The following is a 26,598-nucleotide window of genomic DNA, read 5'->3' as shown; positions in this document are numbered from 1 at the left end:
TTCTATGACAATACGACGCCCCATTTGTCTAAACATCCTCAGTGTTTTGTCGCTGGCATTCTGCCTTTTGTCTTGTGTAGACCACAAGCAACAGGCACCAGAACCCATAGACAAAGCGTTGTTGTCGCAAGCCCAAGAGGGTGATAAGGAGGCCCAAATGCAAGTGGCGCTGGCTTACGATAAGTTGGAGAACTATGCCGAAGCAGCTCACTGGTACAGGAAAGCGGCAGAACAGGGACTAAGTCGGGCACAGAACAACCTAGGCGTTATGCTGAAGGATGGGCAGGGTGTCACTCAAGACTATGTTGAGGCGACCCAATGGTTCAAGCGTGCTGCACAGCAGGGCAATACGCTGGCCGAGATGAATCTCGGATGGTGTTATCATGCTGGCAAGGGTGTCGCCCTTAATGCTGACTCCGCTCAGTATTGGTATAGTCTTGCTGCCAACAAAGGACTCCCCACGGCCCAATTGAATCTTGGCATCCTTTATCTTCAAAATGCCGACACCACCACCGCCTTACTGTGGCTTCATAAAGCAGAGCAACAAGGCAACGAAGGAGCCGCAAAGATTCTGAAAGCGATGGGTACACAATAGAGTTCGTAATGTACTCCAGAGAATCTAATAATCTCCCAATCTTTTTCGTTGCAAACTTTGCAACCTATATTGCAGACTTTGCAATTTACATTTCAAACTTTGCAATGTACGTTGCAAACTTTGCAATAGAAAATTGCTGCAAGGATAAAAGAATCATGAAGGCGGAGAAGGTAATCACTTTCTCCCCATTTTTTCTAGAGAATTTTATCCCGCTAGTTAGGAAAATATTTATTTCTAGTTAGGGAGCAAAAAAGTAAAAATTCTAAGAATTTGTCGTAAGTGAAATATTTGTATAGGGAATTTCCTCTGTTTGTTTAGGGAAATTCCTTTGCTTTGCTTTCTTTTTTGCCTTATCTTTGCAGCAGAAAGTTTTACATAAACGAACAAGAATATGGAGCAGAAGAAGAAAGCAAGGAGACGCTGGTTGGTTTTGGCGATGGTGGGCTGTCTGTGTGGGCAGCCAATGATGGCACAGTCGTATGGCGATGGCGAGTATGCCCGAGTGCTGACCCCTACGCCTTTTATTGGTGCCAGCTTTAATGCTGACACCAACGACCCCATTTTTACGGCCAGTCTTTGTGGCAAGTTTGAGTTGGGCCTGCCCACCGACCTGCTGAGTTTTAATGTGGGCATAGGTTATCGCGGCTTCTTTGATCGCCGTCCGCCTATAGAGTTCTTCAGGTGGGAGAATCGCACGCTAGCGGATGACTTCTTCTATACCAACGAGGATGGCACAGACAAGGGTGTGCGCCCTGTTGGCGGACATATTGTGCTGCCTGCCGAAATGCAGTTGCGCCTCATCCGTCTGGGCGACGATGCCCGTCTGTTCCTGGGCTTCGGTGCCGAGTTGGGATGGCGCGTGTATGAGTCGAGTCGCTATGAAGCCTATTATGGTGACCATATGCTCAACAAGGCGAGTTTGAACATCCGTCCAATGATAGGTGTCTGTGGCGGCGATGATGAGCTCAACCTCAACATGGCCCTCTATTGGCGCCATTATGTACATGCTCCGTTGAACTACGAAAACCTGTACAGGTCGGAGAAATTCGACGCTCAGGATTTCTTCGGCATCCAGTTCAGCGTCACCTTCGACTTCTTCTAAGATTCAATAATAAACATTTATCATTAAATTTCAGAGATTATGAAACAGAATGGAATGATTTGCAAGACCTTGTTGCTGGCAGCAATGATGGGATTTTCGCTGATGAGCAACGCACAGCGATATGAGACGGATCATGGCAGAGTATATTTTGGTGAGGAGATGCTGATGCAAGCCGATGCACATAGTTTTGTTGATTTAGGATGCGGCTATGCCAAGGATCGCCATCATGTTTATATGAATGGACGAATATTGGAATTTGTGGACCCAGCCACCTTCCGCCTGAAGGAGCCAGGCACCTGGCGCCATCGTGACAAGAAGACAGACGAGCCTGAGGTTCCTCGCGGCTATTACAAGTCAAAGTGGAACGTGTATTACGGCGACAAGAAACTCGACGCGATGCCCTCTGGTTTTGAAGAGCTGGGTGGCGGCTATGCCAAGGACCACTTTAACGTGTTCTACTATGGCGAAAAGGTGAAAGGCGCTATGGCATCGTCGTTCAAATATATGGGCAACGGCTATGCCGAGGATTCCTTCGACACCTACTATCGAGGAAGGAAGTTGAAGTAGAAAAAACTCTCCTACTTCTCTGTATACAGCACTTGAATGAGGGTCTGGCCAACGGCTTTGAGGGTGCCGCGGTCTATGTGCTGCATATCGTCGTTGATGGTGTGCCAAGTGGGACCAAAGCTGCTCTCCATGCAGTCGGGGTAGTAGGGGATGATGTCGATGCAGGGAATGCCAGCCACCTCGTTTACAGGACCATGATCATCGGTGATACCACCACCTTTTTCCTGTGGGAAGAAGCTGCTGTAACCAGCAATGCTGGCTGACTTCCACACACGCTCTACCACTTGTGGGGCATAGTGCAGCGAGAGGCGCTCCTGATAGAAGCGGGCGCCAAAGCCACCCACCATATCGAGCAGGATGCCATAGCGAGGCTTGGCAGCAGAAGGCTGCTGTTTGAAGGTCTCTGACCAATACTGTGCACCCAGGGCCCATGACTCGCTGACATCCTCCGTGCCCCAGTCCTCGGCATCGAAGCAAACAAAGTCGATGCCTATGGGCAGGCGACAGGTATCGGCACAGAGCACACGAGCCACCTCGAGCATCACAGCCACGCCGCTGGCGCCATCGTTGGCTGCCATCACAGGCTTGGTGTGGTTGGCAGGGTCAGGGTCGTTGTCAGCCCAAGGCCTACTGTCCCAATGGGCACAGAGCAGGATGCGGTTTGAGAGCTGAGGCTGGTAGCGTGCGATGATGTTATTGCCCTGAAGAGGCGTGTCGTCGAAGCCCATCAGCGTGGCACGCTGTTCTGTGACCTCCATGCCGTAGCTCCTGAACTTCTCCACAATCCACTGTCCGCACAACTCGTGGGCCTCGCTATTCATGGTGCGTGGGCCGAAGTCGCATTGCTTGGCGCAGAAAGCATAGCAAGAGTCGGCATCGAACGCCGTGGTCACTACTTTTTCGCTCTCCATTTTCGTATTTGTTCCTTTACTGCCACCACAGGCTGTCATCATAGCCAGTGCTGTGAGCATGATTATGGTTTTCTTCATGTTGATGATTTTGCTTAGTTCTTAAGAATCTTACGACCTCCCACGATGTTAATGCCAGTCTGCTGTTTGGTAACAGGACGTCCCTGCAGGTCGTAGGCAGACTGAAGGTTGGTGGATGGTGTATGATGAAGTGTGGGAATGCTTACTGTTCGAGGGTCGTCATAATCAATAGCGATGAGCTCGGCGCCATACTGGCTGTCAGTAATGTGGACGTTGAAAACGAAGCGGGCCTGAGCCTCTTTGTTGGCTGACGCCTTATAGCGCAGAATCTGACCAATAGTATAATTGTTGCCAACAGAGAGTTTGTTGGGATACTGACCAATAGAGAAGGTGAGACCTGAGGGTGCGAACTCGCTGTACAGGTAGCCGTTAGCATATTCTGTGACCACGCCAGAGGCATTGAACCAATGTCCATAACCGTTGGCTGTGCTGCCACGATTCACACGGGCCTGGGTGGTGGGGTTCATGGGATAGAACATGATACGTCCAGCAGAAGGACCATTTGTGGTCCAGGTCTGCATCTTGTCGCTGATGTCTGAGGCTGTCAGCTGAAAGGCAGTACAAAGCTTGGCCTGGGCCAGGCCAGAGACCACCACGCTGACAGCATCGTAAGAATTCAGCTTGGGCAGCCACACATCATAAGTCAGGGTGACGTCAGCCACCTCGCGACCATCAATCTCTGGGGCTACATAGACCTGTGCCCTGTCGCCCAGTGTGGTACCTTGAAGCGAGAAACGATAGGGCCATTGGTCATCGTTGTTGGCATTGTCGTCCCACTTATGCTGAATGTAACTGGTAGGAGCAGGCACCACGATGAGCCACAACTTCTGTGTGCCTTCTGGCACCGTCATGCTCACCTCGCTGGTAAGCTCATTATTGCCTTCACAGTAGAGCGAGTCCTCATTGATATACTGGCGAGTGCCATCGTTGAGCAGCGCCACATAACCTAAGCGGAAGCCGCGCTTGGTGTAGTTGGAGGGGCGGATATAGTTGGCGCGACTGGACTTAGTCCACTGGGCATCGCCGTTCAGCATCTCAGCAGGGTCGCCATTGGCCAGTTTAGAATATGCTGGCAGCGCAGTAAATGAGGTGGTGATGGTAGTACCAACTGCAGGCACTTTCAGTGGGATGATATTGAAGCCAGAGGCCTGAGGAGCAGAGGCCAGCGCCACCTGCCAGGCAGTATCGCCCAAAGCCACACAGCGATAGTCGAAGTCACCAATGTAAGGATTGCGATAGGGTGCACAAGCGTCGAAGTCCCAGGTGGCACAATGGGCGGCATAGTCATAATAAAGACGGAACAGTCCCTTGGCATCGAGGTCCTTCAGTTTCATCAACGCCTGATTGAAGTCGGTGGCGCTGCCGCTGGTCTGTCCTGTCATGGGTTGGTTCCATACCTGCGCCACAGTGGTAATGTCGTTGTAGTGCTGGCACAGATAGTAGTGCAGCCAATAGCTCTGATAGCGGTGCCACTCGTGCGAGAAGGCCAGGTTATGACTCTTGCGGAAGATGCCGATGCTCTGGCTGAACATCTCGCTGGGATACGACTGGGCAGCCTGCCACTGGGCCGTCTGTTCCCAGATAGCCTGTCCGCTGCCGCAAGGCAGATGGAAGCCAGTATTGTCTGTTTGCGAGTCCTTATGTCCACCATGCTCAGAGAAGCACATATACTGGAAGGAGTGTCCCACCTCGTGAGCCACCGAGTGGCCTACAGGTTTGCATGCCGATGGTCCCAGCCACAAGGCGCTGATCTGATAGTCGTAGCCGCCACCATAGCACACCCAGTCGGTGGTGTGGTTCAGTAGCACCATAATCTTATATTTCGACAAGTTCGAGTTAACGGGGTCTACGAAGCCCAGCTTGTTGATTTCCAAATCATAGAAAGCCTCGCACTTCTGCAACAGGTCCTGCTCGTCGACCTTATAAGCTGAAGGCGACTCGGACGGTTTCTTCGTGCCGTAGCCTTTATCCCAGAATACGATGACGTTGTCGCTTTCCACGCTTCTGGACTTCGACCAAGTATATTTGTTGTCTGGGTCACTCTCCTGATACAGCAAAGAATCGCTGGGCCAGGGATTGCGCCATTCGTTAGGGATATAAACGGTTTTCTGCGCATACATGCCAATAGCCGTGAGGCTCAGCAGCATGAGGAGGGAGATAACTTTCTTCATTACTTTAGGAGATCTGTTTTAAGTTTTTTTTAAAAGATAATTTGTCTTACGAGGTGCAAAGTTACACTTTTTTTCGTAACTTTGCAAGAAATCGCAATCTTTCTTTATATAAAGGCCGTCTGGGGGATTGAAGAAAAACTGGGTTACGAATTGGAGACCGTAATGACATGTTGCATACAGGAATCACTTATTCACCTTCAAAAGGTAATTCACCCAAATACTTGTCAAAGTCACTCTGGAACAAACGATCCTGTACGATGCGGTACTTCTCAAATTCTGTCTCGGCATGTTCTTTGGCCTCTTCTGCTGTTACAGAACCTGCCGTTTGTAGCACTTCATTACCACCAGCCGCCAAGATAGTATCAATCTGTTTGGCCCAATCCTCCATTGTCATAGGGATATGACGTTTAGCCATACGTTCTGCCAATTCCAATACACCATTCACAAGTTGGCCCATGTCTGCCAGTTCCATCTCTTTTAGATAGTTCTTGGCTATCGATACATCTGTCTTGACAATCTTTCCGTCTGGTGCATTCTCCCAGGTTGTTAACCCCATGTGTTCTTGTTCAGCATCAGCACGCTCAACTATTAACTCTGCGGCAGTGCGTCCATGTACGGCATAGTGCATCTTGTTTTGCATCATTTTAAAGAAGAGTCTTGTCGTTGGCGCATCACGATTATAATCAATTGCTGTCGCATAGATGTCCGTCAGTTTCTGATAGAACCGTCGCTCAGACAGTCGGATCTCACGTATTTCTGCTAACAGGTGTTCAAAGTAGTCCTCATCCAAGAACGTTCCATTCTCCATTCGTTTCCTGTCCAGCACATAACCACGAATGGCATATTCACGCAGTACACTTGTGGCCCACTGGCGGAACTGAGTAGCCCGGATGCTATTGACACGATATCCCACACTGATGATGGCATCGAGGTTGTAAAACTGAAGCGTACGGTTGACATCCCTGTTACCTTCACGTCGAACTACCGAAATTTTCTCGGTAGTTGCCTCCTTTTTAAGTTCGTCCGTATCATAGATGTTCTGCAAATGCACACTTATATTGTCAGAGGTACAGTCAAATAACATACCCATCGCCTTCTGGGTACACCACACAGTCTTGTCCTTATAGTACACCTCTACCCCCTGTTCTTTCCCCTCTATCTGAAAGATTAGGAACTCTGCCGTACTATTCCTTATTTCTCTACGTTTTGCCATATCTCATTTCGTTTGCAAAGTTAATGCTTTTATTCCGTATATCGTTATTCTCTCTGCATTTTATCGAAGTTCGTCACTTGTAGAATGTAATCCAATTAGTCCTATGCTTGTAACTTGGAGCCAATTTGCTTTCAGGGAAGATTTCTTTCTCCTGCATGTCTTCATTTACGCCAAGCAGAATCAGTCCGCCAATCGTATTAGAGAAGGCCGAATAAGTTGCCCAAACCGACTTCGGTACCTCTGCCTTAGCCCGTTTACACTCCAGCGTAACCCGTTCACCTTTCCGTAGAGCTTCTTTTATCGTTTTCTCGTCCATATTTATATCGTTTGCAAAGTTACAAATTATACTCCAATTATCACATACATCCGGCAAATCTTATTGCTGATGAACACATATTGAGTCCCTTTCGGATCTCCGTCTATCAAATATGTTGTTACTGTTTTGCCCATATTGTCCCATTCATTATATTCTAATAAAACGTTTCACAAAAGCGTTCTCTATCCAGAAGTCAATCACTTCGTCTGCCTCTCCATTTTGTTTCAGCGCTTTAGCTATTGAATGGAGATAATTGAATGCAAAACGCAAGTCCAATAAAGCCCATGATTCTGAGTCTTTATATACCACTAAGAGTTTATGTAGTTTCTTTGCATATCCGAGACTTACGATCTTTTCACTAATGAATTTGATGCATCTCAAATTACGAGTCAAAGCAACAGGAACTTTCATAATGGCACGATCTATCAGAAAATCAACATCTTCTTGGTATCTTTCAATACCATTATGAATTATTCCCTCATAGATGTTTTCCATTGCTCGGTCTACATCGGCAGGTTGTTCTGACATCATTAGATCAATGTTGTCTGCATATTGTGTTCTATCTAGAAGAAGTTTTTCAATAATCCCTCTCATAGGCAAGAGGGATTTTTGCCTTTCCGTCTTTAATCCATCAATAAACTTTATCATATCTGACAAATAGCGGACTTGAATACTTTTCATGAAAGAATCTTCATGTAGAGATTTGTGAGCCTTGTCATACAGAGATACGTTTTTGATGAGATTTTCTTTTATTATTTCAAATTCATCATCTGTCCAGGTTATCTTATCATATAGCAAATTCAATCTGATATACATTGGCTCAGTCCAACCAAATTCCTTATCACTTAAAAAGCCACAATGCCAAATGTTCATAGATAAGAAGCATCCCTTAATCTTTTCTATTGATTCCTTATCGTTTTTTACTAAATTGAACAATTGGAACAACATCACCCTATCATGTGGAATATCTTGAACATCTGTTTTGTGAATAATTCCACAAATTGAAGAGATGAGTTCTTCTGATAAAAAACCTTCGTCATTCAAAGTGTCCAGTAAAAATAATGTATTTCTGTCCAATACATTCGGAAACAAAAGAGTGTCGTTAATTTTGATTTCTTTCTGAATGTGTTGTATCAATAGATTATTGACGATGATGTCTGAAACAACTCCATTGTTCATTGAATATCTGGAAATCAATTGTTGAAAAGCCCAATAAATATTATCCGGATTTCTGATACTTCCTAATGCGAATTTAACATTGAACACCAATTCGTCAGAATCTTTAATATCTTGTAATCGTAGTAAGAAGACTTTAAATACAGATTCCTTAAATAGTTCAAACCAGAGTTCTTCATCAACGGCAATATACATTGTGGCTGTCACATTTAGAATTCCATTCTTAAATGACACAGGTGTTTCATCTTTTCCAAAGGCATTTAATGACTTGATTAGAATGTCTTCATTGAATTTCTGAAGATTTACGTTATATGCATAGTCTTCTCCGATGCGTCTTTGAACATCTCGTTCATTATATTGAATAGAATAGAAAAAACATGGATAGGGAAAGTACTCGTACAGATTTTGGAATACAATGTACCAATTTGCGATATCAAACATAATGTAACCAGGGAGCGAAACATATATGCCAGAGTCTATTATGAATTGGAGAATCCTCAAACTTTTCACATAATCCCCATGGTTACTACCGATATTCCATGTAGATCCAATCCAGCCTCGCCTTTTGGGCTTTTCCTTCTTATTACGAAGTGACGACATCATAAAGTTCAGCATATCACCTTGCCCATCCAAACCATATCTCCAGTAATTATCTGTACTATATGGTTGTGGCCAAGTGTGAGAAATGAAATTGGCGAGAATAACCTCATACAACTTCTCGGAAGGATTCTTTTCTTTTTTTATGGTCTCATCTAACAATGTTTGGGCATCCTTTAGCAGGTCTTCATGTATAGCCATACACATGCATTTGTTCTGCAACCAGTAATCTTTGGCATTCCAGCTGCAAATGAGTTCTTTTGATTTCGAAAAATCAAGATTAAAAAGATGACGTTGTATTTGTTCGTAAAGAGCCCAATTCTCTCCGACTTCAGACAGTGAATCCGTTGAGCCATGAAGTGTTTTTTCACGTTCAACAAGTTGAATCCAAATTGGCTGTTTACTTAATTCTTCGTCTTCTTTATGATAGTTGACATAGTAACTAGGTATCTGACCTATATCTTTGACAGCAAGAGCAAACAAAAATGCTTTATCCTCCGTTAGAGGTTCTTTGGTCATCAGTCGTTGTATCAAATGCTCTTGAGGGAAAATTACTTTAGCAAATCTACATAACTTTTTTTTCTTTTCTATTTGTTCCAATTTTCTCTTGGATAAATCCTTACCATTAAGAATATCTTCCCACTGTTTTCTATAATCATAGAATGCGGCTTTTGATTTTACAATTATTTCTTCCTTATCAGTTCGTATCCGCTTTTTTCTTTTCGATGGCTTGTTCTTATTGAAATAATCTTCAAGGTTATTTTTTAGTTGCTTTTTAAAGTCTTCAAGCCCTTGATATTGCATTGGAACGACTCCGTCATGTTCTATTTTCTCTCTGAAATCTTTTACCTTTCGAAATTGGTCAAAGTCAAGTTCGTTGGCAGGTTTATCTGGCACTCCAAAATAAAAGAAAAGATTTCCAATTTCTCCATTTTGAAATTTCTCATAAGCAATATTAAATTCCTCTTCTGTACCCGAACCTGCTTGTGGTGTTGGCGTTCCAAACCGATTTTTCATGATTCCAACAAACAAGTCGTAATCATCTTCAAATTGTTGATTAATGACCTGTTGGCCATATTCTCCAACACTTGGATACACATCTTTTTCCCATCGAAGTGACACAATACGAAATCCGAGGCCTCTACCTAAACCATGATTAATTTCCTCAAAAACAGTTTCACACGCCTTACGTTCTTCTGCGGTGTCGCTAGGTGAAGCTATAAAACATTTTATTTCATATATGTTATTCATAAAACAACCATATCTGATTAGAACGCAAAGAACTTGTCTTGCATCTTGTTTTTGAGATTGAACTTCTTGGTGGTGTCGAGAGCACGCTCAATGCAGATGAACTTGGTATCTGTATGTTGCATGAAGTAATCAACAGTTTCATCATAGAGCTGTGAATCGACAGTAATAAACGCCGTTTTCACACCATCAGTAGCTTTATAGATCTTGTTCTGTGTGAACTGCGGCTGTGCTTCCAGCTTATAGGTAAGCATGAACCCTTGCTTAATCAGGATTTCTGTTATCAGTTCGTCTTCATTGAAGGCGAGGGTAAGTTGTTGTTCTTTCTGAGCAACATATTTATGGAACAATGCAAGGTTCTCTTCTTCACTCTTATCTGGGTCTGGTGCAAAATCCACACGGGGAAAACTGGACTTACTCAGCGTGAAAACCTTGAAACCGAGTTGGTCTAACTGCTGTTGGTCTTCTGGAGTAATGAGTTTCCCTTCATAAGAAGCTTTTATCTTATCATATACAGCTTTGTTGCGGGCAATAGTTTGGTCACTAATCTTCTTATACCCATGTTTGGCTGCAACATGTTTTGCAGGGATTGCTTCAGGGAACTGAACAAGGATAAACTTTCGTTTTCCACCACTATCTTGTAGATTGCAATTAACCACAGCATGTCCTGTTGTACCTGACCCCGCAAAAAAGTCAAGAATTATACAATCATCGCAATTGTTCATCCGTATTAAATACTCGATTAGTTTGGTAGGTTTGGGATAATCGAAACCATATATACCAAGAGCATTCAATTCGCTAGTAGCACTTTGGGTTCCACCAAAATTTTGAAGAAGAGAAATTACGTGGCTTTTAAACCCTCTATCCTTAACACATTCTATTGTGCCAGATTCCTGAAGAACAAATGTAGTATCTTGACCCTTGGTGTCTTTTACGGGTTGCCAATTGTTCTCTTCATTCATAAACGCATCAAATTGGCCACGTGCAGCCCAACCGCTTTCAATCTCAACATCATTTACAACCTTATAGTTTTCAACAACAATGTCTTCGTCAAAATGTGGCCATTGATTCTGTCTTGAAGGAATTACGCCGCTCTCAAATTCACATGGGAAACCTGCTTTCAATATAACCTTCTGGACTGGATTCTTAGGCCCATTCTTAACGATTGTATTTCTAATCTGTGCATTATTGAGCTTACTCTTGTCTGTAATATTGGGATCAACTAGATGTGGAAAATCAAACTCTGCTGCGTTTTTGGCATAGAGCAAAATATACTCGTGACAAGTCTTTATTTTTGCCTGATTATCGAAGTTTCCATCTGTTCCCCAAACAAACTGAGCAATAAAGTTGTTTGGAAAGAAAACCTCATCACAGATTTTCTTTAAATGCATAACTTCTTTGTCATTGATGGAAATAAAAATAATACCATCGGGAGTAAGCAAAGAACGGGCTTGAAGCAAACGTGCATAAATATCGCTCATCCAAACGCTATGTATACGACCTTCTGGAACGGTTTCTGTGTCTACGATCACGCCATTTTCTGTTATACCAGTTTCTTCCCAGTATTGTTTCTTGTCCTGTGCAAAATTATCATTATATGCTGTCAGAGCATCTGCATTGTATGGTGGGTCAATATAGATGCACTTAATTTTTCCCCTGTAACTTGATGATAGAATCTTCAGAACCTCAAGGTTTTCGCCTTCAATGATGATGTTGTCAGTTGTGTCAGCGTTGACACTACGTTCTGCATCGAAATGTAAAGTAGCGCGTGTAGGCGTAAAGGCATTACGCTTAGCCGCAGATTTGCCAAACCAACGGAACTCGTATCGTTCCGTCTCTTCTACACTGTCCGGATTGACGGCTTTCTTTACTTCGTTGATATCAAGATGGCCTTCCTGCGTGAACCAGTCAGGGAATAGCTCTCGGAGGGTGTTCAGACGTTCCTCGTTCATATCGGGAGTTAGCGTTATGTGGTCTTTATATGTTTCCATTTGCTTGGGTGTTTATTATTTGTTCAGCTTGCGCTTTAAATGTTGAGTATTCACGTATTGGGGCTCTATAAACAGCCTCGATGCCGAGAGAGCGGAAATGTTTGATAGCACATTTGATGCGGGCTATTTCGTGAGGAGTAAGGGCCTTTTTGTCGTTAATATCATTGGTTCCTTTAATCTCAACAACAAAATAATATTCTTGTTGATCTTGATTATTCCGTAAGGAAACACGCTTCAACACGACACCAAAGTCTGGCTCGTAGTTGCCGATAGGTGTAGGAATCTTATACCATGAAGGGAACTTCAAAAAACAAAGCACATCGGGGTTTTTGTCTTTATTGTCGGCATCAATGGCAAATTCACGTTCGAGTCCACTGTCATAGAGTGTTTTATCCCATACGCCATGATTAGGCGTTGAGACGTAATTGTCGCAAGCATCTTTTGTGAAGTCGGAAAAGTCGAAGGGATAGACCTCATTAGTTGTATTGTACTCAACAAATCTAACCAATTCTTCAAGTTGCACCTGTTTTATTTTAAATGCAGCCTGTTCCAAAAAGACTGGCGGATTCTTCAAATACTCCTTTGGGGTTTCTATCTCTTGAACGATACGCATTACCGAGTTGTAGCACAAGCCCGTCTTTTCGCTAAGGTCTTCTACCAAGTCCTGTGGTGAATAATGTCCTTTTAAGTCGCGATCTTCCGAACCAATGTATTCCCGTTGCGATAAATCCTCAATGTCGCCAACACGATAGCTGGAAACTTCGGCTTTGTATTCAGCAATAGAAATAGTGTTCAATTCCTCTATACTACGACGTATGATAGCATCCTCATCGAAACTTACGCGATAGGTCGTCTTCTTGGCAATTGTATTCCAGAACCTGCGAAACACACTCTGAATGCCCTCGTCTTTATTAAGTTTGAACGTTACACGATTCTGGTGTTTGCCTTTATGTGTATGCTTGAGCTTAGCACCTGTACCAGACTTGCCAAATGCCTTCTCGTTTTCGTTCTGATAGCTGCGGGCAAAAGTCTCGTATGTCTCATTAGGAACCACCGTGAGTTGATTGATAACTTCATCGTCTGGCGTACCCTCCGCATCATAAACACGTTCACCCTGCTGGTTTACACAGATACGAAGACCACGACCTATTTCCTGACGCTTCTTGTTCTCAGAATAGCTTTCATTGAGTGTGGCAATACCAAACACATTTGGATTATCCCATCCTACACCAAGTGCAGAATGAGAGAATACGAATTCTATTGTGCTGCCAAATGATAATAGTTTTTGCTTGTTATGCAGGATTTCGTCATAGATTTCTTTATTACTCTTATTGGTCTTCTCATTATCGGTGAATTCACCTGTAGAGGTCTTTGCAAAATAGAATCCTTGGACGGCTGTAACTTGTTCATCCGAAGGGGCTTGCCCATTATGAAACTCAGCATATACAGTTTTGTACTGCTGTTCAAAGATTTTCTTGATGACAGGATTTTCTGGGCTCATATAATTAGCCACCTTGTCAATGAAGATGAGTGAAAGATTCTTGATGCCTTTTGGCTTTAAACGTTGTTGGTTTTGGAAGTGACGGCGAATGAGCCATTCCAACTGTAATGCCCACACCTGTTCTTTATTAGCCGACGATGCACCCTCTTCGATGCTGGTGCCATTGGTGAACTCTACCACCCATTTACGAGTACTCAACTTCTTGTAAATGCGACTGATCGTAAAGTCAGAATAGGTGTCGTTACCAGATTTCTCTGCAAGGTTGTCGCCTTTCTTCAGGAAGTTGGAGTCTTTGAAGACAAAGTTCTCTTTGGTCTTGTTGTATTTCCAGAACTTCAACTTAACCTTTGGCTCTGTCTTTGTCTCTTGTACCTCACTGATTTCAATTTTTAGCGTTGCTTCGTCGTTTTTCTCAGTAACGGTGAGCACTTCAATCTTTTTGACCAGTCCTAAACGATAACTCTCACTTGGAGTCAGCTGATAGAGCATATTCACCTTCACGGCATGCGTGGCAGAATAGCGGAACTTGAACAACGGAGAAAGCTTAGCAAGCCATAATCTGGAGTTCTCTGTGTCCATACCTTCCTGTGGCTCGTCCATAAATACGATAGGGTGTGTGCGGGCAATAGCCTCGATGAAAGGTTTGTTATTGAATAGATCTTCGCGCACTTCCTGGTTCAGAATCTTATCTTCAGAATTGAACGAGGCCATTGTCATAATCATTATCTGAGGCGTTTCTGCAGTAATGAAGTCACGAAGATCACTCAATTTGGAACTATCGTACACGAAAGCATTGGGAGTAAAACCATACTTATCTTCCAACTGGACTTTAAAATTCTCAAATGTATCTATGGCTCCCTGACGGATAGGGATAGACGGCACAAGAACGATGAACTTGGTAAGACCATATTCGTTGAAAAGTTCGTATGCTGTTTGGAGATAAGTCAGGGTCTTGCCTGTACCCGTTTCCATTTCGATACATGCGTTCCTTGTTTCTTGAAGACTGGATTGTAAAGGATCCACTCCGTTTTCTGCTGCAATCTTGTTTATGTTTACCATCAATGCCTCCAAGGATAACGAGCAGTAGTTAGCCCGAATGTCCTCATCCGTTGCATTATCGTATGTGTTCTTTTCCATCCCACGAAAGACCTCCACCACACTTTGTATGGCAGTTCTTTGGTGTTCTGGAGTTTCTAATTTGAATATCATGTATCTTTACTTTGTAGGTGTTATGAGAGTTCTTACATCCACATCCAGAATGGTTGCAATCTCATTCAATTGTGTTATGGATGGCTGCACCTTATTGGCGCACCATCTAGGAATGTTGTAAATTCTTGTAAATTCGTCAATGCTGACGAATTAGCTGTGAACGATTGAATCTTATTAATATTTACTTGCATAGTAGTTATTTTGAAACAGACTCCATGAACTTCTTATTAAATAGTTCTTCTACACTAACATCTAATAGTTTCGAGATTTTTGCTAATGTCTCGATGTCTGGTTGTGAAGAATTTGTGCACCATTTGGAAACGGTGGATGGATTTACCCCCAATTGTTCAGATAGCCATTTGCTGGTTTTCTTCTGTTCTACGAGCACAATTTTTAGGCGATTTACGTCTTGCATACATTTCAAATTTTTAGTTTGGGTGTAAAGATAGTGAAAACTTTTCATTTCTCAAAGAAGATAGTACCTTTTTTAGAGTTTTTTATGAACATATGCCACAATAGCGGTTGCCTGTTATTCCCTCTTGCCTGCCATACCGCAAACGGTTCCCGTAGAAGGGTGTAGCCTAATACGCACTTTGTGGCGGAGTGCCACACAAAGATGCTTGTCTGCTTTCTGATGAGCAAGCTCGGTAGTCATTAGGTTTTTGTTTCCCTGAATTGAGCGCAGTACCTACGAGGTAATCGGCTTGCCGCTTCGCTCGTCGAAGAACTGCTGACGAGCTTCAAAAGCGTCATCACAAAGATGAAGGAGATGGCTAAATGAGGTTACGATTTGGAAACCTAACTCCTTCACCAATCCTCCCCAATTTGCATATCCCTGCATTATAGCCGCCCCTTATCAAGGGGCTCTAAATCCCCGTCTTGCCTCTATTTTTGGCCGAATTGCGTTAATCTTCTAAAATCGCTTCGCTTTTACAACCTTTTTTTGTAACTTTGCACCATCAAAGCTAATAAATGTCTACTTTCTACTAAAATCAAACAAAAAATCAACATGAGAAGACTCATAACCTTCTTTATTCTATCCTCATTATGTCTCAGTCAGACGATAGCACAGATAATGAGCACAGAGCCTGTCTGTGTGGAAACACCAGTAGGCAACGCACCTCGACTGCCCTATCAGGTGTGGGTGAAATACGCTGACGGTAAGGGAGAGTATCGTCAGGTAAGATGGACGAACGCCTCAGAGGCTACAGAGCAGGCGGAGGCTAATCCTGCCATTAACCCTGTGGGTACTATATATAAGGTACGCGGATTTATTCTTGGCGATAACACCACGTCAAATGGCTACCCCATTACGGCAGAGGTGAGGGTGGTGGATACAGTTCATAGTTCACAATTCATAATTCATAATACACCCATTCCCCAGGCTGAGCCGCTGCCGCTGAACATGGTGAGCATCGATGGCGAGAACAGGTTGACGCATAATCGCGACCTGGATATAGACCAACTTATCAGTCTGCCTGTAAAACAGCAACTCTATAATTATCGCGACACCTACGGCCTCTCTATCGAGGGCTATCCTGAATCTGACGGCTGGGACTCGCCTACAACGAAGTTGAAGGGTCACGGCTCTGGCCATTATATGTCGGCACTGGCCTTTGCTTTTGCCAGTTGTCAGGACCCAGACAAGAAAGCCATCCTCAAACAGCATATCATCGAGATGGTCGACGGACTGCGCGAGTGTCAGGAGCGAACCTTTGTATGGAATGAACAACTGGGTCGCTACTGGGAGGCACGCGACTTCGCCCCTGAGGAAGAGCTGAAGCAGATGCAAGGCACGTGGGCCGACTTTGACCGCTATAAACAGGGATACCAGAAGTATGGCTACGGTTATCTGAATGCCATCCCTGCCCAGCATTGCGTCTTGATTGAGATGTATCGTGCCTATAATAACGACAGTTGGGTGTGGGCACCATATTATTCTGTGCATAAGCAGTTGGCAGGACTCATCGACATTGCCACCTATATCGATGACAAAGCCACTGCCGCCAAGGCCCTGCTCATTGCCAAGGATATGGGACTGTGGGTGTGGAACCGTCTGCACTATCGTACCTACGTCAAGAGCGAAGGAACGCAGGCAGAGCGTCGTGCTCGTCCTGGCAATCGCTATGAGATGTGGAACATGTACATCGCTGGCGAGGTGGGAGGTATGGCTGAGTCGCTGGCGCGTCTCTCTGAGATGACTGGCAATGCTGAAGAGAAGGCCCATCTTCTGGAGGCTGCCAACTATTTCGATAGTCCAGCCTTCTTTGACCCCTTGGCTAAGAATATCGACGCCATCCGCACGCGTCATGCCAACCAGCATATCCCCATGGTGACTGGTGCCCTGCGCTCCTATCGTGGCAATCACAATCCTTATTATTATGACCTCGCCCAGAACTTCTGGACGATGATTCAAGGACGCTATCGTTATGCCATGGGTGGTGTGGGTAACGGTGAGATGTTCCGTCAGCCCTACTCGCAGATGACCTCGATGTGTACCAACGTCACCCACTGGGGAGGACGCGAACGCCACGAGCCTACCATGAACGAGACCTGTTGTGCCTATAATCTGGCTAAGTTGACCAAGGACCTGAATTGCTTCAATCCTGACGATGCCCGCTATATGGACTACTACGAAAGGGTTCTCTACAACCAGATAGTAGGCTCCGTGAATCCTCGCCAGTATCAGACCGTCTATCAGTATGCCGTTGGTCTCGATGCCTCAAAACCCTGGGGCAATGAGACGCCTCAGGCCACCTGTTGTGGTGGTACTGGCGTGGAGAACCACGTGAAGTATCAGGAGGCTGCCTACTTCGTCAACGACAACACCATCTGGGTAGCTCTCTATATGCCTACCACCGCCCATTGGGAACAGAAGGGCGTCACCATCAAACAGGAATGCGAATGGCCAGCAGAGAAATCTACCATTCGATTTGCAAACAATGCGGCAGCTAATTCTCAATTCTCAATTCATAATTCTCAATTCGCACTGAAACTGCGCGTGCCTTATTGGGCCACTGAGGGCTTCGACATCAAACTCAACGGCAAGAGCATTGCCAGTCACTATCAGCCATCGAGCTACGTGGAGATTCCTGCTCGCCGATGGTCAACGAAGGATGTGGTGGAGGTGACGATGCCCTTTACCAAGCATATCGACTTTGGGCCTGACAAGGTGGACGGCTACTGGCTGGGCGCCCTGATGCAGGGGCCGCTGGTGATGGCTGCCACCAACGTGAAGAGCTGGGACGAGGCCACCGTTGACCTATCCTCAGCCCTCAACAATCAACCTTCATCCTTCAACCTCGTCCCTGACTATGAGGGCGACAAGCACCTGACGCACTACTTCCGTCTGAACCTGCCTGCCTCAACAGTCAGCATGGTGGGCAATCTGCCTACTGACAGGTCGCAGTTGCGCGAGTTGCTCCTCATCGCCAAGAGTAGGATGGACGACCAGCAGGCATGGCACAACATGACGGTGAAGGTGCCTGAATATGCGCCATGGGCCAGTCATGGCTTTGCACGCATGGCAGAACAATACAAGCAGGCGCAGTCCTTTATGGAGGGCGCTGACGACCGCTATTCGCAGGAGGAGGTTGACAAGGTGGCCGCTGCCCTGAACGCCATCATCAACGCCATGCGCCCAGGCAACCTGGCTGAGCCTGAAGACCTGGAGGAGTTGCAATCGCTGCTGGAGAAGGTGGGCCAACTGCCTGCCAACGATCATATCGGTCGCGCCACGTCGTACGCCAACATGGTGATACGCTACGTGAGCGACGGCAGTGGCACGAAGGACATGATTGAGCGCGCCACCAACCAACTGAAAGAAATACTGAAATAATGATAAGAACAACACTGACCATGGCTCTGGCCCTGATGCTGACGCAGACGGCCATTGCTGACAACATTAAAGACAACTACAAGCGGGCCTTCGCCATTGGCTCGAAATACTCGAACAAGATGAAGTATGGCGACGTGAAAGTGCACCTGAAGCGTGGCACGCACCAGTTCTGGTACTCTGTGTTCGACGGTAAGAAGCAGATATATAAGGAGGTGGATGCAGACCAGAATACGGTAACCACACTCACAGAGAATCCTGAACAGCCACGACGCCGCCCTCAGTGGCAGGGACGACAGCGCCACTGGATGGAGGTGCCCGACGAAAAGGATGGATTCCGCATGTCGCCCGACGGCAAGATACAGGTGTTTCATCGCGACAACAACCTGTGGGTGAGGGAGAGCGGACAGGAGCATGCGCTGACCACCAATGGCGACTCGACTTATTACTATTCGGCCTGGGGCTCTTTCTCTGCCGATGGGCGCTATTATGCCACCGTACGCATCAAACCGGCACCGAAGCGCTATGTGTATTATGTCGAGTCGTCGCCCAGAAACCAGTTGCAACCGGTGCTCCACACCCAGGAATATGCCAAGCCAGGCGATTCGCTGAACTATCGTGTGCCAGTCATCGTAGAAATGGCTACAGGACGTGTGATAGAACCCTCCACAGCACTCTTCTTGCACCAGTATCAGGTGACGATGCCTCGCTGGAAGGACAACGAGCGCGTGACGTTCGAGTTTAATGAGCGCGGGCATAAGACCTATCGCGTCTTGGAACTCTCGGCCTCCACAGGACTGGTGCGCACGCTGATAGAGGAGAAGAACGACAAGTACATCAACTACAACCGTCAGCAGCGCATCGACCTGAAGGATGGGCAGCGTATTGTCTGGACCAGCGAGCGCGACGGCAGGAACCATATCTATCTGTATAGCGGTAAGGACTGCCGACAGGTTACCAAGGGGGAATACTATGTGCGTGACATTCAGCATGTGGACGAGGACAACGATGTCATCTACTTCTCGGCTTGCGGCATGAATAAAAAAGAGGATCCGTACCTCATACATTATTATAAGATAGGACTGAATGGTAAAGGACTGGTGTGCCTGACGCCTGAGGAGGGTAACCACAGCGTGACCTATACCGACGATATGGCTTATCTGATTGACATCTACTCCACAGTGACCACACCGCCAGTCACCGTGCTGCGCTCTGGCAAGGACGGACACATCCTCCGCACATTGGAGACTGCCGACATCACAGCGCTGGAGAAAGAGGGATGGAAGGCGCCAGAGGTGTTTGTGGCCAAGGGTCGTGACGGCAAGACAGACATGTGGGGACTGATTCAGCGTCCATCTAACTTCGACCCAAAGAAGAAGTACCCCGTCATCGAATATATCTACTCAGGACCTGGCGACCAGTATGTACCCAAGTCGTTCACACCGTGGATATGGACCATGTCGAGCATTGCGGAGCTGGGCTTCATCGTGGTGCAGTTGGATGCTATGACTACCTCGTTCCGAACACGCGCATTCGAGGAGGTGTGCTATAAGAACCTGAAGGACGGCGGCCTGCCCGACCGCATAGCGTGGATTAAGGCAGCCTGCAAAAAGTATCCGTATATGGATGTTGACCGCGTGGGCATCTATGGCAGTTCGGCAGGCGGGCAGAATGCGATGGCGGCAGTGTTGTGGCACGGCGACTTCTACAAGGCTGCTTATGCCGCCTGTGGCTGTCACGACAACCGCATGGACAAGATATGGTGGAACGAGCAGTGGATGGGCTATCCTGTTGACAGCTCATATGTGGAATGCTCGAACACGGAGAACGCCTGGCGGCTGGAACGTCCGCTGATGTTGGTGGTGGGCGAGATGGATGACAACGTGGATCCTGCATCGACCATGCAGGTGGTGAACGCCTTGGAAAAAGCTGGTAAAGACTTCGAACTGGTGGTGATTCCTGGGGCTCACCATACGATGGGCGAAAGCTATGGTGATCATAAACGCTATGATTTCTTTGTGCGTCATCTGTTGGGTGTAGAACCACCGAAATGGAGCGAACTAAAATGATTTAATAACTAAAAAACGATAACATCATGAAAAAGATTCTTTTCTATTTATCATTTATCATTTTTCATTTTTCATTTAGCCCCGCAGGGGCGCAGAAGGGTTATCCTATTACGCCTGTACCTTTTACCGCAGTGAAAGTGACGCCGGGCACGTTCTGGGGACAGCGCTTGGAAGCCAGTCGTAACACGACAATACCTCTTGCTTTCTCGAAATGCGAGAGCGAGGGGCGCTACAAGAACTTTGAGAATGCGGCCCAGCATCTGAAAGACCCGTCGAAGGTCTTTAAGGTCAATGGAGTGGGCTATTCCTTCGATGATACTGACCCGTATAAGACCATCGAGGGTGCATCGTATATCCTTCAGACCTATCCTGACAAGAAACTAAGGGCCTATGTGGATAGCGTTATCGACATTATCGCTACGGCACAGGAGCCTGACGGCTACCTCTATACAGCCCGTACGCAGAACCCTGCCGACCCCCACCACTGGGCTGGCGACAAGCGTTGGGTGAAGGAGGAAGACCTCTCGCACGAGCTCTATAACCTGGGACACATGATTGAAGGCGCCGTAGCCCATTGGCAGGCTACAGGCAGCACCAAATTCCTCGATATTGCCCGTCGCTATGCCGATGTGGTGTGTCGTGAGGTGGGACCTAACCCAGGTCAGGCCTGCGTGGTGCCTGGACACCAGATTGCTGAGATGGCGCTGTGCCGCCTCTATCTGGCCACTGGCGAAAAGAAATACCTTGACGAGGCGAAGTTCTTCCTTGACTATCGTGGTAAGACGCAGATAAAGCAGGAATACTCTCAGAGCCACAAGCCCGTCATTGCTCAGGACGAGGCTGTGGGTCACGCCGTCCGTGCGGCTTATATGTATGCCGGTATGGCCGATGTGGCAGCCCTCACAGGTGATCAGGGCTATATCGATGCCATCGACCGCATCTGGGACAGTATCGTCACAAAGAAACTCTATATCACGGGCGGTATTGGTGCTACCAGCAGTGGCGAGGCCTTTGGCAAGAACTATGAGCTGCCTAATATGAGTGCCTATTGCGAAACATGCGCCGCAATAGGTAATGTCTATGTAAACTACCGTCTGTTCCTGCTGCATGGCGACTCAAAATACTATGATGTGCTGGAGCGCACACTCTACAATGGCCTCATCAGCGGTGTGTCACTACAGGGCGACGGCTTCTTCTATCCCAATCCTTTGGAATCGATGGGCCAGCACCAGCGTCAGGCGTGGTTCGGCTGTGCCTGCTGCCCCAGCAACATCTGCCGCTTCATCCCGTCGCTGCCAGGCTATGTCTATGCTGTGAAGGATAAGGATGTCTATGTGAACTTGTTCCTGTCGAACAAAAGCGAACTGACTGTAGGCAAGAAGAAGGTGGCACTCTCTCAGCAGACCAACTATCCGTGGGATGGCGATATCACCATCACCATCGATAAGAACACCGTTGGCGAGTTCACCCTGAAGATTCGTATTCCTGGCTGGGTGAAGGGTAAGGTGGTGCCCTCTGATCTCTATTCCTATACTGATGGTAAGCGGCTCGGCTATCGTGTAAGTGTCAACAATCAGGAACTCTATCCTGAGAATCGTGACTATATCACCATCGACCGCAAATGGAAGAAAGGCGATAAGGTACAGATTCATTTCGATATGGAGCCTCGTGTTGTGCGTGCTAATAATAAGGTGGCGGCAGATAGAGGCATGGTGGCCATAGAGCGTGGACCTCTGGTGTACTGTGCCGAGTATCCTGACAATACGTTTGATATCTTCTCGGCACTAGTCAATCAGGAACCTCAATTCCAGTTGGGAAAGACAGAGATTGCAGGCACATCGGTGGTTACGCTGACAACGGATGCCCAGACCTTGGATTTCAACAAGCAGGGCAAACTGTCAGTAAAGGACCAGACGCTCACCCTCATCCCCTATTATGCCTGGTGTCATCGCGGCAGCGGAAAGATGCGCGTCTGGCTCTCTCAAGACCTGCGTGCCACCACTCCCGCTCAGCCCGCCACACTCGCCAGCCAGAGTAAGGTGAGCAGCGGTTCCAAGGTACCAGCCCTCTCTTCCATCAACGACCGCTTGGTGCCCAAGGACGAGAACGACCGCTCTATGCCCTACACCCATTGGTGGCCCAAGAAGGGTGGCACAGAATGGCTATCGTATGAGTTCCCTGCTGAAGCTACGGTTCAGAGTTGCACCGTCTATTGGTTCGACGATGCCCCTTGGGGTGGCTGTCGTGTGCCCAAGTCATGGCGCATTCTCTATCAAGATGCCCAAGGCCAGTGGCAACCAGTAACTGATGCCGACCATTATCCCACTACCAAAGGAGCAGCTTGTACAGTGAACTTCTCTCCAATTAAGACCAAAGCTCTGCGACTAGAGGTCACTCAGCCTGACGATTTCTCCTCCGGCCTGTTTGAGTGGAGCGTGAAATAAAAGAATGCACACAGGAGATAGAAACCCTGTGTGCATTCCTTTTATGTTTCCCCTTTTGTCTATTTCACATAGACCTTACGATGATTCTGGATGTAGAGACCATGTTGAGGTCGCTGGTGTAGACGACGGCCCAGAAGGTCGTAGAGGTCTGAGATCTGAGGTTTGGGACTAGAGGTTTCAACGGTATCGATATTGGTAGCTTGTTCCTCAGCCACACCCACGATAGGCATGGTGAGGCCGTTCCATCCTTCGATTACTGTCATGCCTTCGGCCTTGGTGATGAAGGCGGAGTAGTCGGCCATCTTCTCACGTTCTGTGCAGCGCTGCCACACACCGTCTTTCAGAAGATAGCTGCCCACGGGCGACTGTGACAGACTGATGAACAGACCACGTAGGTTGTTGTTGCTGCGTCCTGACATCTTGACGGCTTCGCCTTGAGTGTAATAGACGACATTGGCGGCAGTCGAGGTATATATATAAGGTATGCCAGCCTCGGGCTGGATGACGGGCTCCAGACAGAGCTGGGTATAGTCATCGCTGATGCCTGCAATGCTGTATAGCAGCATATCGTCAGGCACTTGGTAGGCATAGGGCAGACAGATGGTACCCCACTGATTGGGCGTAACGCTGAACTTGAAGATGGGGTGGTACAGCAGACGGAAGTCGGTGGCGCACCACCATCCTTCGCGCAAGTCGCCCTTGTTGTTGTCGGAGTCTTCTTTGCCATAGCTGCGCCAAGCATAGTCTACGGCACCCTTTTTGGAGCCTACGAAGCCGATGGTGAGGGTGTCGGTCTTGCCGCTGACATAGACTGGCAGGCTGGTGAGCGTCTGCCAGGCAGAGGGCGTACTGGGGATGTCGAGATAGTCGCGCTGCAGACGGGGCGTCTCACTCTGCTCACTACTGGTGTACAGGTAGCCGTGCTGGTCAGAAAGACAGTAATGCTGTGTGCTAGCTTTGCACTGGAGTTGATAGAGACCCTCGGGCAGTCCGCCGATGCGCTGCCGTATCTCCATGCTTTGCTGTTGCTGGTCAGCGCTGACGTTGCCCCACCATGCATTCCAGCATGTCTTGTCTTCGTGGGTGCCAGCACGTTGGTCGCCGCCAGTATAGGTGCCTATAATGGTCTCCCAGCCTTTGGTATCGTTGAATGAGGGCGATTGCGGCTGTATCTCCGATTCTGTCATGATAAGGAAGGAGGCCAGCGACTGTTGCAGCTGTTGGCGGTCGCTGGTGGCGATGGCTTGCTGCAGGGTGTCGCGTCCTTCGAAGTTCATGTGACGGATGGCGTTGGCTACCGTCAGCAAAGAGTCTACAACCTGCTGGTTGCGGGCTTCTTCATACGGTTTGAGCAGGGCTTCACGTCGCTGTGTCCACATGGCTCCGTCAGCCTGTGCGTCATCCTTATTGTCGAACAAACGGCGTAGCTCGATGGTTCCCAACTGTGCCGTACCACCCAACCAGCGGAAGGAGAGAAGGGCCTCGTCGTAGGTGTCGCTGGTGAAGATGGCCTGTTTGGTAGACCAGTAATTGTCTGACATCAGCGTAGCCTTGTTGACATCGCTGCTCTCGCCTTTCTTGCGGAGGTCTACCTTGAGGTACTCTCCAGCATTGCAGGACGACACACGGATGATATAACTTTGGTTGGGCTCTATGTCGAATGGTGTCTTGATGGAGCCGGCCCTGTCTTTCCCATGATTGGCAAAGGCCTGAAGGAAATAGCCCTCAGTACGTCCGCTGGGGAACACCTCGAACCAAGGCTGTGCCAGCGGCTCGCCAGTACCTGATACCCAATGGTCAAGACCCATCTGGAAGTCGTTGTTGAGGATGATATTACCACCCACATAGCGTAAGCCATCGGTAGTCTCGACAGTCTCGCCAGGCGACATATCCTCGCTGCTGTAATAGTCGCGACCACTATAGCTCTTGATATGCAGACGGTAGCGAGTGCCCTCGGGCGAGTCTTCATCCTCTACTTGATAGTCGGCCTCACCATCGTCGGGGGTGATGGTCTTCCATGCCTGCCAGACGCCGTCGGGTGCTTTTCGAAGAAGTTCCATCAGTTGGTTATACTCACCATCGTATTCGTGCCATGTAATGATGGCTTTGCCGTTGGCTTGCTCCACATGGAAGTTAGAGAAGCCGCCACGCATACGTGGCAGGTTTGGTACCTTTTCGTAGCTTTTATTATAGCCCATGCCAGTGAGCTGGCTGGCATACCATTGTCCTGCGGGTGTCAGGGTGCCGTTATTATAAAGCTTGCCTTTCGACTCGCTGTTCCAATAGAAATAGCGCTCCACATAAGGCATGTTGTTGAGCTTGCCGCAGATAGTCTTCACAGCCCACTCATTATCCCAGTCGGTCTTGCCGCTCTCGAATGCACCATTCTTGTTCCATGAGGCACCCCATATCCATTCGGAAATCCAGATGGGGCGCTTGTATTTGCTCTGCATGGTTCCTATCTTGTCGAAGTTGTCCACCAACCAATAGCAGTGCAGGTCGACGAGGTCGCAGCGCCAGCCACGTGCATCGATAGAATCAAGAAACTGTTTGATGAAGCCGGAGCCGTCGGTATAGTCGCTGCCATCCCATGAAGAAGGTGAGCACAGGCGCATACCAGTACGCATTAGGTTCTGCCAGTTGGCAAGGATGGTGTTCAACGACTGTGGGTTGTCGTCGGAACCGTTGCGTGGCTCGTTGTTGGTCTTCATGTGACAGGTCCAAGTAGCCTTGCCGCAGGCCGATGATGAGGGGTAGTCCTCGTAGAGATGGTTGGCCACGCACTCCACATCGGGGTTCATATCCTTACCCACATCCCATCCATAACAGCTGATGACGTTCAGTGTGTCGCAGGCATGAGCATCGGTACTGCTGGCCAGTCCTTTCTTGCCTGCTGTGTTCCATTTGAAGATACGATAGCTGGTAATCTTCTTATCAAGAATCTGCGGTAGGGTGGTCATTTCGATGTCGGCATCGTTGGCGATGAAGCAACGCTGGTAGCCATAGCCGCTCTTTCCTGTGGCGAAGGTGACCATATAGCCTCGTTTCAGTCTGAATGAGCGTATGCGGTTATTCAGCTTCTGGTCCGTCATAGTCACCATATAACCACCATCGTTTTCCAATCCGAAGGCATTGCACGAATCACCCTTAAGGTTCTGTTCGCTAAACACCGTGAGGGGCTTGTCGCTATTAGAATAAGGTAGGATCATGGAGCCGTGGGTGCCGTAGAACCTCACCTGACAGTTGATGTTGTTGCGAGCCACCTCGCCTTTGATCTTCACATGATTCTGAAGGAGGGAGGAGATGACCTTCGATGGTTTGATACGTTCGATGATGAGTACGGCATGGGTAGTATTAACAATATCAACCATACCATTGTCGGTAAAGGGGTCATCGCCGTTGACAACATAGTCTACGTCAGCGTTCAACGTCACGGAAGTGCTGACTTGTGAGACGGTTGTCTTGGTGTTGCCTGCCATACAATGATTACACAGGAACAGCAGGAAAATCAGGGTGGTGGTGATGGCTTTTGTTTTGTTCTTCATGAAGTTAGTTGGTAGTTAAACATAAAAAGC

Annotated in this window: 15 protein-coding genes and 1 pseudogene; 6 read left to right on the top strand and 10 right to left on the bottom strand. The window is 47.4% G+C overall.

Annotated elements, in window-relative coordinates; all coding sequences use genetic code 11:
* Positions 1-4: 4 nt before the first annotated feature.
* The 3 genes from Q0R57_RS09460 (at position 5) to Q0R57_RS09450 (ending at position 2,264) form a co-directional block, all read left to right on the top strand.
* Entirely contained in the window at positions 5-595 is a 591-nt protein-coding gene (locus tag Q0R57_RS09460; RefSeq protein ID WP_294746580.1) for a tetratricopeptide repeat protein, read from the top strand.
* A 391-nt stretch (positions 596-986) separates the two neighbouring features.
* Positions 987-1,697 carry a hypothetical protein gene (locus Q0R57_RS09455; protein ID WP_294746577.1) on the top strand — a complete coding sequence of 237 codons (711 nt, stop codon included), beginning with the start codon at positions 987-989 and terminating at the stop codon, positions 1,695-1,697.
* Between the two features lie 39 nt (positions 1,698-1,736).
* Entirely contained in the window at positions 1,737-2,264 is a 528-nt protein-coding gene (locus tag Q0R57_RS09450) for a DKNYY domain-containing protein (RefSeq protein WP_294746573.1), read from the top strand.
* Between the two features lie 11 nt (positions 2,265-2,275).
* On the opposite strand, the gene Q0R57_RS09445 is transcribed toward Q0R57_RS09450, so the two are convergent.
* The 9 genes and pseudogenes from Q0R57_RS09445 to Q0R57_RS09405 all read right to left on the bottom strand — a co-directional run bounded on the left by Q0R57_RS09445 (position 2,276) and on the right by Q0R57_RS09405 (position 15,090).
* A complete protein-coding gene (locus Q0R57_RS09445) occupies positions 2,276-3,253 on the bottom strand; it encodes a M28 family peptidase (RefSeq protein WP_294746568.1) in 978 nt (325 codons plus the stop codon).
* A gap of 14 nt (positions 3,254-3,267) precedes the next feature.
* The gene (locus Q0R57_RS09440) at positions 3,268-5,424 is read right to left on the bottom strand and encodes a DUF6055 domain-containing protein (protein ID WP_294746565.1); all 2,157 of its coding nucleotides are present in this window, start codon (positions 5,422-5,424) and stop codon (positions 3,268-3,270) included.
* A gap of 187 nt (positions 5,425-5,611) precedes the next feature.
* On the bottom strand, positions 5,612-6,637 hold the full coding sequence (locus tag Q0R57_RS09435) for a virulence RhuM family protein (RefSeq protein WP_294746562.1): 1,026 nt from the start codon (positions 6,635-6,637) through the stop codon (positions 5,612-5,614).
* A gap of 73 nt (positions 6,638-6,710) precedes the next feature.
* Positions 6,711-6,953, bottom strand: coding sequence for an RNA-binding domain-containing protein (locus Q0R57_RS09430; RefSeq protein WP_294746559.1), 243 nt, complete (start codon positions 6,951-6,953; stop codon positions 6,711-6,713).
* Between the two features lie 147 nt (positions 6,954-7,100).
* The gene (locus tag Q0R57_RS09425; protein ID WP_294746556.1) at positions 7,101-9,977 is read right to left on the bottom strand and encodes a hypothetical protein; all 2,877 of its coding nucleotides are present in this window, start codon (positions 9,975-9,977) and stop codon (positions 7,101-7,103) included.
* A gap of 17 nt (positions 9,978-9,994) precedes the next feature.
* Positions 9,995-11,926 (bottom strand): site-specific DNA-methyltransferase, encoded by a 1,932-nt coding sequence (locus Q0R57_RS09420; protein ID WP_294746554.1) that lies wholly within the window; start codon positions 11,924-11,926, stop codon positions 9,995-9,997.
* 25 nt (positions 11,927-11,951) lie between these two features.
* Positions 11,952-14,675 (bottom strand): DEAD/DEAH box helicase family protein, encoded by a 2,724-nt coding sequence (locus Q0R57_RS09415; protein ID WP_294746550.1) that lies wholly within the window; start codon positions 14,673-14,675, stop codon positions 11,952-11,954.
* Positions 14,676-14,681: 6 nt separating this feature from the next.
* Positions 14,682-14,789, bottom strand: a pseudogene (locus Q0R57_RS09410) (transcriptional regulator); the annotation flags it as partial.
* 82 nt (positions 14,790-14,871) lie between these two features.
* On the bottom strand, positions 14,872-15,090 hold the full coding sequence (locus tag Q0R57_RS09405; protein WP_294746546.1) for a helix-turn-helix transcriptional regulator: 219 nt from the start codon (positions 15,088-15,090) through the stop codon (positions 14,872-14,874).
* Positions 15,091-15,684: 594 nt separating this feature from the next.
* Here Q0R57_RS09405 and Q0R57_RS09400 point away from each other — a divergent pair.
* The 3 genes from Q0R57_RS09400 to Q0R57_RS09390 are packed head-to-tail and all read left to right on the top strand — an operon-like array spanning position 15,685 to position 23,023.
* Positions 15,685-18,513, top strand: a complete 2,829-nt coding sequence (locus Q0R57_RS09400; RefSeq protein ID WP_294746543.1) for a beta-L-arabinofuranosidase domain-containing protein — start codon at positions 15,685-15,687, stop codon at positions 18,511-18,513.
* A gap of 20 nt (positions 18,514-18,533) precedes the next feature.
* A complete protein-coding gene (locus Q0R57_RS09395; protein ID WP_294746658.1) occupies positions 18,534-20,579 on the top strand; it encodes a DPP IV N-terminal domain-containing protein in 2,046 nt (681 codons plus the stop codon).
* A gap of 26 nt (positions 20,580-20,605) precedes the next feature.
* Positions 20,606-23,023 carry a beta-L-arabinofuranosidase domain-containing protein gene (locus tag Q0R57_RS09390; protein ID WP_294746540.1) on the top strand — a complete coding sequence of 806 codons (2,418 nt, stop codon included), beginning with the start codon at positions 20,606-20,608 and terminating at the stop codon, positions 23,021-23,023.
* 59 nt (positions 23,024-23,082) lie between these two features.
* Here Q0R57_RS09390 and Q0R57_RS09385 read toward each other — a convergent pair whose 3' ends face one another.
* Positions 23,083-26,568 (bottom strand): glycosyl hydrolase, encoded by a 3,486-nt coding sequence (locus tag Q0R57_RS09385; RefSeq protein ID WP_294746537.1) that lies wholly within the window; start codon positions 26,566-26,568, stop codon positions 23,083-23,085.
* Positions 26,569-26,598 lie beyond the last annotated feature (30 nt).

Origin of the sequence: uncultured Prevotella sp., from assembly GCF_946407605.1 — a bacterium.
Lineage (GTDB): Bacteria > Bacteroidota > Bacteroidia > Bacteroidales > Bacteroidaceae > Prevotella.
This window is presented reverse-complemented; position numbering and strand designations above follow the sequence as displayed.